General features: G+C 59.4%; 12 protein-coding genes and 1 pseudogene. 5 read left to right on the top strand and 8 right to left on the bottom strand.

The window, feature by feature from the left end; all coding sequences use genetic code 11:
- Positions 1-371: 371 nt before the first annotated feature.
- Entirely contained in the window at positions 372-3,203 is a 2,832-nt protein-coding gene (locus N2600_RS12590; RefSeq protein ID WP_260296404.1) for a DEAD/DEAH box helicase family protein, read from the top strand.
- 35 nt (positions 3,204-3,238) lie between these two features.
- Positions 3,239-4,187 (top strand): IS630 family transposase gene (locus tag N2600_RS12585; RefSeq protein ID WP_162115351.1). Its coding sequence is split into 2 segments (ribosomal slippage): positions 3,239-3,574 and positions 3,576-4,187, totalling 948 coding nucleotides; the frame shifts between segments, so codons are not numbered across the junction.
- A 208-nt stretch (positions 4,188-4,395) separates the two neighbouring features.
- On the opposite strand, the gene N2600_RS12580 is transcribed toward N2600_RS12585, so the two are convergent.
- From N2600_RS12580 to N2600_RS12555, 6 genes and pseudogenes are all read right to left on the bottom strand, one after another.
- Complete coding sequence (locus N2600_RS12580) at positions 4,396-4,596, bottom strand: hypothetical protein (RefSeq protein ID WP_260296403.1); 201 nt, start codon at positions 4,594-4,596, stop codon at positions 4,396-4,398.
- Positions 4,597-4,924: 328 nt separating this feature from the next.
- Positions 4,925-5,572 carry a MarC family protein gene (locus tag N2600_RS12575; RefSeq protein WP_222294705.1) on the bottom strand — a complete coding sequence of 216 codons (648 nt, stop codon included), beginning with the start codon at positions 5,570-5,572 and terminating at the stop codon, positions 4,925-4,927.
- Between the two features lie 108 nt (positions 5,573-5,680).
- Positions 5,681-6,079, bottom strand: a complete 399-nt coding sequence (locus N2600_RS12570) for a hypothetical protein (protein ID WP_170280875.1) — start codon at positions 6,077-6,079, stop codon at positions 5,681-5,683.
- Positions 6,080-6,130: 51 nt separating this feature from the next.
- Complete coding sequence (locus N2600_RS12565; protein WP_260111033.1) at positions 6,131-8,287, bottom strand: mechanosensitive ion channel family protein; 2,157 nt, start codon at positions 8,285-8,287, stop codon at positions 6,131-6,133.
- A gap of 50 nt (positions 8,288-8,337) precedes the next feature.
- Positions 8,338-8,509 (bottom strand): annotated as a pseudogene (locus N2600_RS34555) (alpha/beta hydrolase); the annotation flags it as partial.
- A 156-nt stretch (positions 8,510-8,665) separates the two neighbouring features.
- The gene (locus N2600_RS12555; protein WP_260296402.1) at positions 8,666-10,486 is read right to left on the bottom strand and encodes an adenylate cyclase; all 1,821 of its coding nucleotides are present in this window, start codon (positions 10,484-10,486) and stop codon (positions 8,666-8,668) included.
- A 147-nt stretch (positions 10,487-10,633) separates the two neighbouring features.
- Here N2600_RS12555 and N2600_RS12550 point away from each other — a divergent pair, with 147 nt between their 5' ends.
- From N2600_RS12550 to N2600_RS12540, 3 genes are all read left to right on the top strand, one after another.
- Positions 10,634-10,894: a hypothetical protein gene (locus N2600_RS12550; protein ID WP_260296401.1), complete on the top strand. Its 261-nt coding sequence runs from the start codon at positions 10,634-10,636 to the stop codon at positions 10,892-10,894.
- Positions 10,895-11,059: 165 nt separating this feature from the next.
- On the top strand, positions 11,060-12,169 hold the full coding sequence (locus N2600_RS12545; RefSeq protein ID WP_222294700.1) for an HlyD family secretion protein: 1,110 nt from the start codon (positions 11,060-11,062) through the stop codon (positions 12,167-12,169).
- The gene (locus N2600_RS12540) at positions 12,159-13,187 is read left to right on the top strand and encodes a DUF2955 domain-containing protein (protein WP_222387315.1); all 1,029 of its coding nucleotides are present in this window, start codon (positions 12,159-12,161) and stop codon (positions 13,185-13,187) included. Before N2600_RS12545 ends, N2600_RS12540 begins: the two co-directional genes overlap by 11 nt.
- A 356-nt stretch (positions 13,188-13,543) precedes the next feature.
- Here N2600_RS12540 and N2600_RS12535 read toward each other — a convergent pair whose 3' ends face one another.
- Positions 13,544-14,071, bottom strand: a complete 528-nt coding sequence (locus N2600_RS12535) for a CYTH domain-containing protein (RefSeq protein ID WP_222387316.1) — start codon at positions 14,069-14,071, stop codon at positions 13,544-13,546.
- 273 nt (positions 14,072-14,344) lie between these two features.
- Positions 14,345-14,677 (bottom strand): hypothetical protein, encoded by a 333-nt coding sequence (locus N2600_RS12530; RefSeq protein WP_222387317.1) that lies wholly within the window; start codon positions 14,675-14,677, stop codon positions 14,345-14,347.
- Between the last annotated feature and the right edge of the window lie 7 nt (positions 14,678-14,684).

Raw genomic sequence — 14,684 nt, 5'->3', positions numbered from 1 at the left:
CGGGAAGAGCAAATATGCGACATCGCCCGCGATTTGGCCGGTGAAACCGCCGGAATGGCTGCGGGCGGGGCAAAAGACAGGCTCATAGGCGACTGAAATTCAATGTTGAAAATGGCTTAGGAATGGATGGTGAGGCCACGAAAAAGGCGGCGTTGCATGGTGCAGACGCCGCCCTTATTTTGGAAGGAATGTCGCATTCATTATAGCGAGCTGATGTCGTTGCGCTGACGTTGAAATTTCGTCAAAAGGACTGCGGGGAGCATAACTGGCGCTGCATGACGCGCGCCAAGATGGTGCAGAGTCTCCTGAAGAGCATTTTAGTCGCAGCTTCCGCGACGACTCGTCACATTTGATCCAAGAGGCAGCAGTGAATGAAGGACCTCGCTTTTCAGGGAAAGTGGCGAAAATATCAGCAGAAGATACTTGATGATCTGACAAATCTCATTGGCGATGACGGGTTGCATATTGTGGCGGCACCCGGCTCCGGTAAAACGGTTTTAGGTCTTGAAGTGATGTGCAGGCTCGGTGAGGCGACTTTGATTCTGGCTCCGAGCAAGACCATTCGGGACCAATGGGCGCATCGGCTGCGCACGATGTTCTTGCCCGCCGACCTTGCCGAACCGGAGTGGATTTCCCACGATGTGAAAGCGCCCGGAACCGTCACGATCATCACCTATCAAGCTCTGCATGCGGCGCTCTCGGGCCATCCGTCCGAAGAAGAAATCCTCGACGGTGAAGAGGAGGGCAGCGACGGGGCGCAATCCGGCGAACTAGGCAAGCAGGAAACGGAGAAGGCGAGAAAGAAAATCATCGCGAAGCTGCGCGAGGAGAAGGTTCGCACCCTTGTGCTCGATGAAGCGCACCATCTTAGAAACGAGTGGTGGAAGGCGCTGACGATGCTCAAGGAAGCACTAGGCCAGCCCACTGTCGTCGCGCTGACAGCTACGCCTCCTTATGATGTAGATCCTCAGGAATGGGACCGCTATCAGGCGCTTTGCGGGCCGATCGACGGCGAAATTTCCGTGCCGGAACTTGTGTTGCAAGGCGATCTTTGCCCACACCAGGATTATGTCCACTTCAGTCTGCCGAGTGCATTGGAAGCACAGAAGCTGACCGAGTTTCGCGCGCAGATCGGAGACTTCATCGAAACGCTGCAGAGTGCAGAATTCAAGGAGGCAATTCTACGTCATCCATGGATTGCGCAGCCGATCGAGAATGTGGAGCATATACTGGACGACGCACGCTTTTTCTCCAGCATGCTGATCTTCCTAAATTCACAATATGTCGACTTGCCGCAGTCGATTCTCGACATTCTCGGCGTCAAGGCGCGTGAAATACCGGATCTGACGCTTGAATGGATAGAGGTAATGTTGAACGGCGTTATCTACACCTATCGCAATGATTTCGAAGAAGCTGAAGAGGCAATCCGCTGCCAGCAAGACAGGTTGAGGGAAATTAGGGCACTGGAGCACAGCAGAGTGCGACTGACTGATCCACGATCGGTTCAGAAGCTGCTGGTATCAAGTGTGAGCAAGCTCAACGCGATCGTCGATATTACCCGGCTCGAAAGCGCGTCGATGGGTGACGAACTCCGTATGGTTATCCTTTCCGACTATATAAGGAAGGATGCGCTGCCCACTGCCCCCACGGACCTTCAGCCCATCGAGAGAATGGGCGTTGTGCCAATCTTCGAGACGCTGCGGCGGTCCGAACTTGATCTCAAGCTTGGAATTCTGACCGGGAGTCTGATTCTCATTCCTGCGGAGTCAAAAGGAATTCTTGAAGAGATCGCAGACCGTCTTGGCATCGGTGCCGAACACATCCGTTATCAACAGGCGGCATTCGATGCAGGCTTTCTGAGCGTGGAACTCTGCGGCGAGCGGAGCCGCAATATCGTGCATATAATCACCGAGCTGTTCAGTCGCGGCGGGATCACAGCCCTGGTCGGCACACAGGCTTTGCTGGGTGAAGGATGGGACGCGCCGTCCGTAAACACTTTGATCCTGGCAAGTACGGTGGGATCATACGTACTCTCCAATCAGATGCGCGGTCGTGCCATTCGCATCGATCCTCGAAACTCTCAGAAGGCAGCGAACGTCTGGCATCTGGCGGTCATCGACCCTGAAAAGCTCGAGCAGAGAATATTGCTGCGCTTCGGGAGGAAATCGACCGCTAGAAAAGCGCCCGATCCCTTTGACACTATGACAATAGACCTGGGCAGCGACGTCGATGCGCTGAAGCGCCGATTTTACGCGTTTGAGGGTTTGTCCTTCGGCGAGCCTCCGCTGATCGAAAGCGGTTTTCAACGATTGATGCTGGGTACCGCCAAATGGAATGCGCGCGGTGTTGATGAGATCAACAAAATGATGGAACGGAGGGCTGCAGACCGCAAATCACTGAAATCCCGCTGGCATAGCGCGCTGCACAGCAAACGCGCCGTTGCCAGGATGCAAGAAACATTGGAGAGCAACTATGCCCCTAAGGGGCTGGTTAACTGGAATACGACAAAGTTTCTGTTTGCGCACAGCGCCGCGCTCGCCGGTATGATCTTGAACGGATTCTTGCACAGCTTTCGCGCTACACACATCCGATCGCTCCAACAACTGGAGTTGGTCCTGTTCGTTATGTTCGCATTACTGGCCATCTTCTGCTTGCCGGGCGCACTGAAAGCTAGCCTGTTGCTGCTGCGGAACGGCTCGCTGGAGGGGAGCATGAAGCAGGTGGGAATAACCGTTCTGGAGACGCTGCATCATATGGGCGTCATAAGGACCGAGTTGGGAAAAGTGAGTGTCGAGGCGACGCTCGACCAAAACGGCATCATCTATTGCCGGCTTGAGGGTGCCACGACAATAGAGCGGTCCCGCTTTCTCGACGCTCTACGGGAAGTCCTCGTTCCCCCACAGAATCCCCGTTACATTCTCGTAAGGTCGTCAACATTCTGGCGGATGAATCGGGTGGATTATCATGCAGTCCCTTCGATCATCGGCCGAAAAAGAGAGGATGCCATCTATTTCGCTGAACTTTGGAATCGTTACGTCGGTGATTCGGAACTTGTCTACACGCGCAGTGCCCAGGGTCGCCTGAAACTGCTCCAATTTCGCGCGAAATCATTCGCTTCCGCGTTTACAAAGAGAACCGACAGAATTAGAGCGTATCCGGATTTAGTTGAATCGGAAGGGATTCCGTTTTTGTGTGTTTTGTGATTCAAGATGCTGGCTGGAGTGGAGGCCAGCATCGAATGACGCGACCTCTTTCCAATGATCTTCGTGAGCGTGTTGTTGCTGCAATCGAAGCCGGTGAGAGCTGCCGGTCGGTTGCGGCGCGGTTCGGTATTGCCGTGTCTTCAGCGGTAAAGTGGTCGCAGCGTTATCGTTCGAGCGGATCTGTCGCGCCTGGGAAGATGGGCGGCCACCGCAAGCGGGTTCTGGAGCCGCATCGGGCGTTTATCGTGGAGCGGATCAACCAGACGCCGCATGTGTCACTGCACAGGTTGAAGGAAGAGCTGGCCGCGCGAGGGGTGAAGGTATCCCACGATACGGTATGGCAGTTCCTGCGACGTGAGGGATTGCGGTTCAAAAAAAACACTGTTCGCCCTTGAGCAGGCGCGCGCTGACGTCGCGCGACGGCGACAGCGCTGGCGATCCTGGCAGGCTGGCCTCGATCCAAGACGGCTGGTCTTCATCGATGAAACCTGGATCAAGACCAACATGGCGCCGCTTCGAGGGTGGGGGCCGAAGGGCAAACGCCTGCGCAGCTTCGCGCCGCACGGACATTGGCGCACCCTGACTTTCCTCGGCGCGTTGCGCTGCGATCGGCTTACCGCACCCTGTGTCTTCGATGGACCGATCAACGGTGAGTGCTTTCGCGCCTATGTCGAGCAGCAACTCGTACCGGTGCTCAAACCCGGCGACATCGTCGTGATGGATAATCTCGGCTCCCACAAGTCGGTCGCCATCCGTCAGATGATCCGCAACGCTGGTGCTCGGCTCTGGTACTTGCCGCCATACTCCCCCGACCTCAATCCGATCGAACAGGCTTTCGCCAAAATCAAGCACTGGATGCGCCTGGCTCAGAAGCGAACCATCGATGACACCTGGCGCCACATCGGACACCTCGTCACAACCATCGAGCCCAGCGAATGCAGCAACTACTTCGACAATGCCGGATACGCTTCCGTCAAAACCTGAAACGCTCTAGCCGGTGGGAGTAATTGGAAAGCCTGATGGGGCTCCCGCCTGCCGCAGCGCGTTTGCACCTGACATGCAGTTGCGGCGCCGTCCAGTGCCGGAAAGGCGAGCGACATTCGACAATCAGATTCGGGCATTCAGAAGATGAAAAAGGCGGCGTTGCACAATGCAGACGCCGCCCTTATTTTGGGAGGAAATGTCGCATTCATTACATGGTCCGGTGTTTGCTGTCGTCCGTGCTCGGCCAGCCGATATCCTTGCGAATGTCGAAGGGCATGGCTTCGATTTCGCGGGCCGTCTGCCAGCGCGTCCAAGCGAGCACCAGCTTACGGGCATAATGTCCCGGATCGAAGCGGCCTTGGCCGGAGGTGAGGGACTTACCACCACCGCGATAGGTGAGCGTGGTCATTTTCCAATTCCTTTCTTGGGTCAGGGCCATGGTCGTTAATGGGAGGTTCGTCCATGTCCATGATCCCAATATGGGCTTTGAAAACTCATCATTCAAACGAATAGAACTTATGGATAACATCAGAGATATTGAATGATCGCGGTGCGCCCGGTGGTCGGTGGCGACACCATTGTCGTCTGTTCCCGACCTTAATCCTCGGGCTTTCCACGCAGGGGGACAGCAAATGCGCAGCTGAGCATGGTGCCGAAAACCGAGCGGCTTTCGGCTCCACTTTTTGATTTAAATCCCGGTTCAGTTTTTTAGACCGCCGGCCGCAAATCATCCGCATCTAATGCGCAGCGGTTGGGGTGATGATGCCAAGACCGCCAAGCCCGCTGACGACCAATTGGACTGCGACTGCGGTCAGCAGAATGCCGAAGACGACCTCCGAGACGATCAGACTGGCAGGCTTCATGCGCTTGGCGAGCGCGTCGATGTTGGTAAATACCAAATAGTCCAACGCAGCGACGATCAGGATCAGGCCGATGACGAGTATCGCGCTGGCAATCGAGACGACTTCGCCGGAGGCGATGATGACGACGGTGATGCCGACAGGATTGAGCAGGTAAGGGACCGCAAGCGGAAAGACGGCGATCTTTTCGGGATCGACGGGAAGCCCCGTTTCCTCATGCGGCTTCTCTGTTGGTCCTGATGCCATCTTGATCGCGATAAGCGCGAGGATGATACCGCCGGCGACGGCGACGGCACCGCCCGTGATATGGAGAAGCCGCATCAGCAAAGCGCCGGTGGCAAAAAGGATCAAGGCTGTGACCGTTGCGACCAAAACCATCTGGCGGCCGATGCGCGCCTTGGTTTCGGTATCGAAGGCATGGGTCTTCTCCAGAAACGGCACCAGGGCAATCTTCGGCCCCAGGCCGACCAGAAGCAGCAGGAGAAGTTTTCCGACGAGCGCGGCATCGATGACTGTGAAATCCATGGAACGTACCCTCTAAAATTTGTGACCTGGAAATTGAGGTCCTCCCCACTCAGGGGAGGGCAGGCGACGAAGAGAACCAAACGAGCTGGCAGTTTTCCGCCGGATCGCTCAGCGCGGGCACACGTCCCAGAAGCCCGTCGTCTTGGCGGGCGAGGTGTAGTACCAGCATTGACCGGACTGCGGCGGCGTGCCTGCCAGTGAAACGGCGGCAGCTCCGGCGACGAAGCCGATGGCAGCACCTGCGGCGATTGCCGTACCCGGGCGCCAGTAGCGGCGAGGGGCGACGACCACGACGCCGCGCCGGACGGGCGGCCGAACGGCAGGACGGGTGCTTCCGACTGCAGCGCATCCGCGCGGTCCGCAGGCCGCAGCACCGCAGCCTCTCGGGCCGCATGCCGCTACGCCGCGACGGGCTTCGGCCGTCGTGGGAGCGAGGACGGGTGCGCAGACCGTCATGATGACGGCAAGTGTCGCAAGCATGTGCGTAGGGATAACGAGGATCTTCATTTCATTTACTCCCATTGCTCTCGTGTGTTCATTTCCTCGAAGATTCCGCCCTCAGGCCGGGTTTGCGGCTGCGGCTGCGTTGTGTGCTGCTAGCGTCTGCTGGGCAGCGGCTGCGACAGCGTCGTCCTTGCCGCCCGAGACCTGAACTGTGGGCACGGCGAGCTTGATGCCGTTTTCGTTGAACGCCTCGTGGATCATCCGCAGAGCTCGACGCTTCAGCGTGAACTGTTGGCCGGGAAGGGTCATGACTTTCATGCGCAGGAGCAGGCCGGAGTCCCCCAGGCTGTCGATCCCCTGCATCTTCAGCGGCTCGATCGTCGTCGGCTTGAACTCCGGATCCTCGAAGAGCTCCAGGCCGATCTTCTTGATGATCTTGCGGGCCTTCTCGATGTCGGAATCGTAGGTGATGGTGATCGTCATCTTCTCGATCACCCAGTCGCGGCTCATGTTCTGCACAGCGCCGAGCTCGCTGAAGGGGACGATGTAGACCGCACCGCGGTGGTGCCTGAGCTTGATGGATCGCAAGCTGAACGACTCGACGGTGCCCTTGTAGCTGCCGCTCTGGATATATTCTCCGACCCTGAAGGCGTCGTCGAGCAGGTAGAACATCCCGCTGATGACGTCCTTGACCACCGTCTGCGCGCCGAAGCCGATCGCGACGCCGACCACGCCGGCACCTGCGATCAGTGGTCCGATTTCGACCCCGAGCGATGAGAGCGCCATCATGATCGCAATGGCGACGAAGAGGATCATGAGGAAATTGCGAAGGATCGGCAGCAGGGTTCTGAGACGGGTGCGCCGCCGCTCCCGTTCGCTGCCGACTTCAAGGACGGCTTCGGTGTCGCCTAGCTTGCGATCGATCAGCACTTTCACGACGTTCCAGGCGAGGTCGAGGACCAGGAGAATAATCCCGGCGCTCAGGAGTCCACGCACGAGGCGCAGGGCCGGCGAATCCTGCATTGTCATCTGCGTCAGCCTGATGCCCAGGGCGTCTGCGAGCAGAACGATCGCTCCGACGATCAGCGCCGCCCTTATGCCGCGCTCCACGATCACCGACACGACGGTGCCTCTTTTGTGGCCGTCCTCTTCGGCCGCGGAAGACCGCAGGATATTGTCGACCGACGCCTTGGTGAGGGCGATAGCGCCGGGCAGCGCTGCACAGACCACCGCGATCCAGAACAGCTTCATGGCTCCGACCACCCACAGCAGCCAGACGGCAACGAAGTAGACCGTCCAGAGCCAGTTCCGCGCCCGCAGGCCGATCCGGCCGGCTTGACCGGCAGCCAATTGAACCGGACGTCTCCAGACGGCTTCGATACCGATGACGAGGAGCACGAGGCCGAGGGCATAGGCGACGAGTTGTCGGGCCGGGACGGAAAAACCGAGCGTGCCGAGCAGTCGGATCGTCACCCAGCCAAAGGCATACCAGCCGATGAGGTAACCGAGGCGTTTTGTCCAATGGTCGGCGGCATCCCTCGTGATCGGCACGACACGAAACCGACCTTCTTCCTCGGCTCGCGGCGCCAGAAGTACGTCGAAAAGCGCGCTCGCCAGACGGAAGACGACGATCGCGAAGAGGTAACCGACGACGATTTCCCGGACAATCGGCGGCCATTGGAACAAGAGGAAGAATCCGATGCTGCCGAGCCCGAACGACAGAACGAAACATGCCGCCCAAAGAAGCCTCGCGGCCAGTGCGATCACCCTCTGGTGAACTGTGGCGAAGGGCGCGCGTGTCATCCAGGAGCGCCAGCCGGCGCTGATCCACCAGAACAGCCATTGCGCGGCCAGCCCGACGGCAACGAAGGCCGCGACCAGAAAGATCGGCCGCGTCCCGCCGTTCGCCTGGACGTCCTGGTCGAGTATGGCCGCACCATGCATCGTCTCCGAAGGAAAGAACTTGATAGCCCCGAGAAGGCCGGAGGCGTGGACACGGAACCGCATCGCGAATTCCGAGAATGAAGGGTCGGCGTTCGGCGTTGCGACGGGCGGTTCCGTCACGGCCCTGGCTGCTTCCGACTGCTGCTGCAGGAAGCGCTGGACATCCGGATCCGAGAGCATGCCGATAAAGCGCTGGACACTTTCAGGCTGCGGGCCGGCCGGCGTCGTGCTCTGCGCCACGGCAATGGAGGCACAAAGGAGAATGGATGCCAGGGTGAGCCCCGTGAGAAGTAGTCTAACCATGCGGATCTTGGAAAGTAATGGCATCGTCTATCCTGATCTCGATGAAGCTGTTGCGTCTGCCGGTTGCTGAAACGCTATTGCCTGCATGTCTCCTTTGATCGGCCTCCGGCAGTGCGCTCGGACGCCTTCGGCGGCGTACCCACAGGACCGCGCCCCGATGAGCTGCACGACCTCAGGCGGTTCCGCGAATTTTCCGTGGTTCAGCCTGTCGCCCACCTTGACCTTGGTGAGATCGGCCATCGCGACATCTTGTGCTCACTGCTGTTCCTCGTCGCCACGTCAAGTTTGAGCAGGCCTCGACGCCGCGCGCTGCGGTTGTCGAAGTCGGCACTGAGGCGAGACTATGCGAAGATGAGATGCCTTACCCGTATGATCGGGTATGTTACGGTCGGGGAGGCAGCATCAGCGGGGTTGCAGGTCCGAGGTGTCGGCGGTCGACGCCATTGCATTCGGATCGGACACGGTCATTCCCGCCTTGCGAAGTCCTTCGATCAGACGGTCGCGATCTTCAGGCTGCATGTTGCGCATTGCGAGTTCCGTTACAACGTTCGGCAGGAAGTCAGGTCGCATGCTGACGAACACCTGTCCTTCTCGTCGGGCGTCCTCCATCATGCCCGCCTCCGCATAGATGATGGCCGCGACAACATGGAAGAGAGGGAACTTTTGCATGTTCGCCTGTCGGATCTCCAGCACGGCGGTGTGGTTGTCGCGGAGCATGTAGGCGGCCAAGGCTCGCGTTCCATGGTAGAAGCCGCCACCTCCTGGGTTCAGAGCAATGGCCTGGTCCAGAAGGTCTGCTCCGCGCTGCCACTGGCCAGCGATTGCAAGCCGGGTTCCGAACTCGCCCATCAGTTCGGTGTCGTTGGGGTTGGTGGCGAGCGCCTGCTCGCCAACGCGAAGTGATTCAGCAAGCTGCCGGTCGAAGAACAGCGCCGTCATCTGCGCTTGAAGTCCGCGCGTATTGTTCGGATCGATCTGCGTTGCGTGGCTGGCGGCGTCGAGTGCACGCTGTATGGCTGTATCCTGGCCTGATCTTGGATTGAACTTGTATCGGTCCTCATCGAGATAGACGATCGACAGCATCGCCCAGGCGGTCGCATAATTCGGAAAGCGCGCCAGTGCAGCCTCGAGGCAATCCCGGACGCGCGCATGCGCTTCGGCGCTGAGCTCCGAGCGATAGGCATAGAAGCGCAGAGTGCACTCATACGCACCGAGATCATCAGGCGGTGGACTGGCGGCGTCGACCTGTGCCATGACGCCGTAGGGTTGGGCGATGGCAGTCGCAACCTTTCTGGCGACATCCGTCTGGATCGCAAACAGGTCCCCCGATGCGAGATCATTGTCATAATTCTCCGACCAGAGGATCTCGCCGTCCGACGTATCAAGCAATCTGGCCGTCACACGAAGGCGCTTTCCCGACGTGCGGACACCGCCGGCAAGGAGATAGCGCGCGCCGAATTCGGCCCGGATCTTCGATGTGCCCACATCCGCGGAAAGTGACTTGGACGTCTCGCGACCGAAGACCTTGATCTCCTTGAACCGTGGCAGGATGGTCATCAGTTCCTCGGTCAGGCCGGCAGTGTAGAGCTGCGCCTCTGGCCCTTCGCCAAGATTGGCAAACGGGGCAACTACGAGGGCCGGACGATCGGGCAATAGGTTTGCGGCGCGTTCGAGCGACGGAGCGGTAAATCGCGCCCCGATCCAATAGAGCGAAATAGCCACTGCAGCGAGCGCAGCAGCACCCGGCCACAAGACCCGCCGTGCGCGCCACCAGCGTCCGGGGCGGACCTCAGAAGGCGATGTTTCGCCAGCGTCTTCGTCTCCAATGTCGACTGATGCCGGACAGGACCAGGCGAAGGTTGGAACATATCCGCCTTTGGGAATGTCGATCCTGACGGGGTCATGCTGCCCGGCGACGAGATAATAGCGCTCAAGCGACCGCCGCAGCCGTCCGGCCTCGATCCTGACCACCGGATCGTCCTGGGTGAAGCCGGGATCCCGGCCGAACACCTCGATCGCGATCGAATAGGCTTTGATCCGGTTACCCCGGCCCTCGAGGCTTTCCGAGACAACATAGCGGAGAAACGTGGCGGCGCGACCGACGCCTGGAAATTCAGGGCTGGAGACGACACGTTCCAGTTGTTCCCGGATATCGTCGGCGTGAGGCGCCGGCCTTGAAGAAATGGGCGCCCCAGACCCCTCTGTTGGTATCGACGTCTGCATGTCTGTCCCCAATCCCCCATGGAGTCATATCACTGCCAGACCGTATGTTACGGTAACATACTCCTCGAAACGATCGTCGTCCATGAAGATCGGGATCTGGCACACGTTGCAGTGGCAGCGTTCGGGATGCCGTTAAGGAGTGAAACCATGGACGAAGGCGTGACCGCAGTCCGTCGGCAGTTTCCAGCCAGGATCAAGGCGATCGACGATCTCTCTGCCCGCAGTGAGGACTTTCGGGAAATCTGCAGGGACTTTGCCGACGCCCAGTCCGCGCTGGAGAAGTGGAACCTCTCAACCGATCAGAAGCGCGACGAGCGTGTCGCCGAATACCGCGAGCTGATCGCAGAGCTTTCCAAGGAGATAGAGGGCGCACTCAACGACGCTTCGGTACCGCCACCGGCTCGCTGACGCACGCGACGAGGCCGGCGGCAGGCCATCGAGAGGCGTATGTTACGGTTACCTACTTGCGTTCCCTCTCCCGGTAACCACCATCGCGACAGATGTCCGGCGCTGAATTTTGCGCCCTGGAACTTTGCGCTTCCACGAAACGAGATGCATCCGAAGGATATAGCCGTGGTTTCCGAAAACTTGGACGAGCCTGCCATTCCCGCAACGCCTCGGAATCCACTCCGCAGGATAGCACTCATCGTCCTCCTGCTGGCGCTCGCCCTGTTCGTTCTCTCCATCTTCATGGAGCGGCGTACGCCGTCGACATCGCAGGCCCAGGTTCAAGCCTATATCGTCGGCATCGCGCCCGAAGTCACCGGCCGGGTCGTGGAAGTGGGCGTTGCCGACAATTCGCGGGTCGAGGCCGACCAGGTTCTCTTTCGTATCGATTCAGAGCGCTATCAGCTCGCCGTCGACGAGGCGGAAGCTGCGCTTGCAAGCGTCGGCCAGTCGATCGGGGCATCGACTGCATCAGTCGATGCCGCACAGGCCAAGCTCGTCCAGATGCAGGCGGACAGAGACAATCTGCGCGACCAGTATGCGCGGGCCACCGAACTCGTGAAGCGCGGCGTCTTCTCCAGAGCCCGGTTCGATACCGCAAAGTCCGCCTATGAGCAGGCGGAAGCTTCCGTCTCAGGGGCGCAGGCCGACCTTGCCAAGGCGAAAGAGCAGCTCGGCCCAGCGGGAAACGATAATCCGGAACTGCGTGCAGCTCTTGCCGGATTGGAGAAGGCCCGGCTCGATCTGGTGCGAACGATCGTCCGCGCGCCTTCGGCCGGCGTCGTCACCAATCTTCAGCTGACCATCGGCAAGGTGGTCTCAACCGGCCAGCCTGCGATGACCTTCATCGACGCCGGCACCATCTGGATCAGCGCGGCATTCAAGGAGAACAGCCTGGAGAAGGTCGCCGTCGGCAACAGAGCGGAGATCCTTTTCGACGCGCTTCCCGGTCGACTGTTTCCAGCAACCGTCGAGAGCGTGGGCTTTGGCGTATCGCAAGGCAGCACGGACCCGAACACGGGATTGCCGACGATCAGAAGCGATACCGGCTGGGTCCAGGAGGCACAGCGGTTTCCAGTGCGCCTCACCATCGACGAGGCGCAGAGGCCCAAGGGCGGCGGCGTGCGCTATGGCTCGCAGGTGACGGTCGTCATCTACACCGGCGACAACCCGGTCACCAATGCCTGGGGATCACTCTGGATCCGCATCATGTCGGTATTGACCTATGTCAGCTGACAGGAGCCCTGCGATCGAGGAACAGAAACGCAAGGGGCTGCGGGTCGCGTTCGCAGTCTCCATCGGCTTCACGCTGGCAGTCTATGCCGGGGCTATCGTGCCCTTCCTCGGCCCGCTCTTTGCCGCCCAGTTTCTGCTCGGTAGTTCGCGGCCCATGCCGCTTGTGAAGACGGTTGGCGCGGCGATGGTCATGCTGGTCGCCGGGATCGCGATGATGGTTCTGACCGACGTCCTCGGCGAGCGTCCCGCACCCTTCCTTCTGGTCTTGGGGTTGACCTATTTTGTGTGTTTTGCCGGGCAGTCGACGGGAAAGGGAGGGCCGGCCGTCTTTCTCGTGCTCGTCGTCGCGATTATCGTGCCTCTGCTCGGCATCCTCAACAAGGAACTCGCCAACTCCATCCTGTCCATCCTGGTCACCGGGGTGTTGTCGGGCACGGCTCTGATGTGGTTTGCCCATGCGGTCTTTCCCGAGCCGTTCTCCCAACAGATCGAGGCGGCGCCGATCGAAGAGCGGCCGCCGGCCTTGGGTCGGGCACTGGCCAACACGGTCATCCTGCTGGGCTCCGTCGTGATCTGCCTGACGAGCGACAATCTGACCGCTGCGGCGGTCATTCCGATATCCGTAGCGTCGCTGCTCGGGCAGCTCGACGTTGCAGCGAGCGCGCGGGCGGCGATCGGGCTCGTGCTCGTCAACCTCTTCGGTGGCGTGCTCGCCTCCGTTGCGTATGCGGCGCTATCGCTGCGCCCCAATCTTTTCTCGATCTTCCTCATCGTTCTCATCGTCGTCCTCCTCATAGGAGGGCGCGCGGCGGCCCGCTCGAAGGACGCACCGATATTTGCCGGCGCTCTGACGACCTTCCTGATTCTCTTCGGCCTCGGGGTCTCGCCTCTGCCCGGCAGCGCCGCAGAATCCTTCGCCACCCGCATCGTCTATGTCGCAGCAGCCTTGATCTACGCGCTGCTGTTTGCCGTCATCCTGTGGCCGCGGACGGGGGAAACAAAGAGGATATCGGCATGACTCAGGCGGTCTCTGAAGGCACCTTATCTTGAAGACGTCGGCTGCCTTGAGTTCCGCGATATTCTTGGCGCTAGCCGCTTCAGCGGTTTCGGTTGACGCCACCGAGAGAACAGAAGACTTCACCAATGTCCGCAAGCACTGCGAACTCGCCCATCTGTGGAAGGATCCGCCCGACCCCAATGGCTTCAGCGAATGCATGAAAGAAAGGCGCTATCGCCTCCATTTCTCGCCGACCTGCCAGACCGGGAGCCGCAGGGCGCAGTGCTACGACCTGCAGCGCTGACTGCCGATGCGTTAGCGTGAGGTTTATTGCTTGCAACCGGGCACGGAGGAACTGCTGCCCGTTACCAAGACACTCATTGTTCCCTCCTTTGAGAAGGCTGCCCATCAGGTCGCAGCCTTGGTACATTCCGGCTGCGGTAGTCGTTGCGTTGCACGAGCATTGCGAGCGTACGATTGGAAAATGCGGCATTTCCGGTCACTTCCGGGCCGAGCCACGGCGGGCAGGGAGGTTGATCGCTTTCGTCGGCAAGCTCGATTTCTGCGACAACCAATCCGTCGTGGACGCCACTGTAGACGTCTACCTCCCAAAGGCAGCCACGATGGTTCACCTCATAGCGGGTCTTATCCACCACGCTCGTTGCAAAGGCGATCATTTCGAGGGCGTCGGCATAGGGAATCTCATATTCGAACTCCTCGCGCCGCAGGCGCCCGGTCCGGAGTTTAACGGTCAAGACGGCGTGTGCCTTATCGATGATCCTGACCCGCACGAAGCGGTTTTTCCTCGCCAGCAGGTAGCCCTGGCAGAATGCTGCGCCTTTGGAAGCGTGGTCCCGCCAGCTATCGTTTACGACCAGATATTTTCGCTCAATCTCTGCGGTCATCTTGCCCTCCTTTGTCGTTCCGAACGACGACGAACCTGGACTTCCCACCAGGCTCCGCTGTCCGAACTTTAATATCGAGTAGGCAGGGATGCAGCCTACCTCCCGCTGGATCGTGCCGTTGATCGCCATATGCCGGACAAACATACGGGACGAAGGTTGCTAGAGCATGATGTCGAAAAGTGTGAAGCGGTTTTCGGGCGACATCATGCTCTATTTCTTTGATTTAGATGGGGACTCAGACTTTAGGCCGAGCCCGCCTAAAATCACCCGCATCTAGCGCTTCAGATCGAGGATCTGTCCCGACGCCCTGAGCTGCTCCAGTGTTTTACCGAGACAACTTCCACCGATCGGTTCGCCCAAGGCTTTGGCGGTCCCGCCTACAGATATCGTTCCGGCAAGCTTGCTCGGATTGACATAGGTGGCCACGCCATCCGCCTCCAATCTCGTGAGATAGAAGATCTGGTACAGGCCTTTATATTCGCAGGCTACGGCGATCGGAAATTGATCGAACGGCCCGGCCGCCTGCGCTCCCGAAACGGATATGCCCGCCAAGGGAAGAATCAAGGCAATGGGGATAGACAGCACACGGATCGATGGATGGATCATCACACAC

The organism is Rhizobium sp. WSM1274 (assembly GCF_025200775.1).
Classification (GTDB): Bacteria; Pseudomonadota; Alphaproteobacteria; order Rhizobiales; family Rhizobiaceae; genus Rhizobium; species Rhizobium leguminosarum_I.
This window is presented reverse-complemented; position numbering and strand designations above follow the sequence as displayed.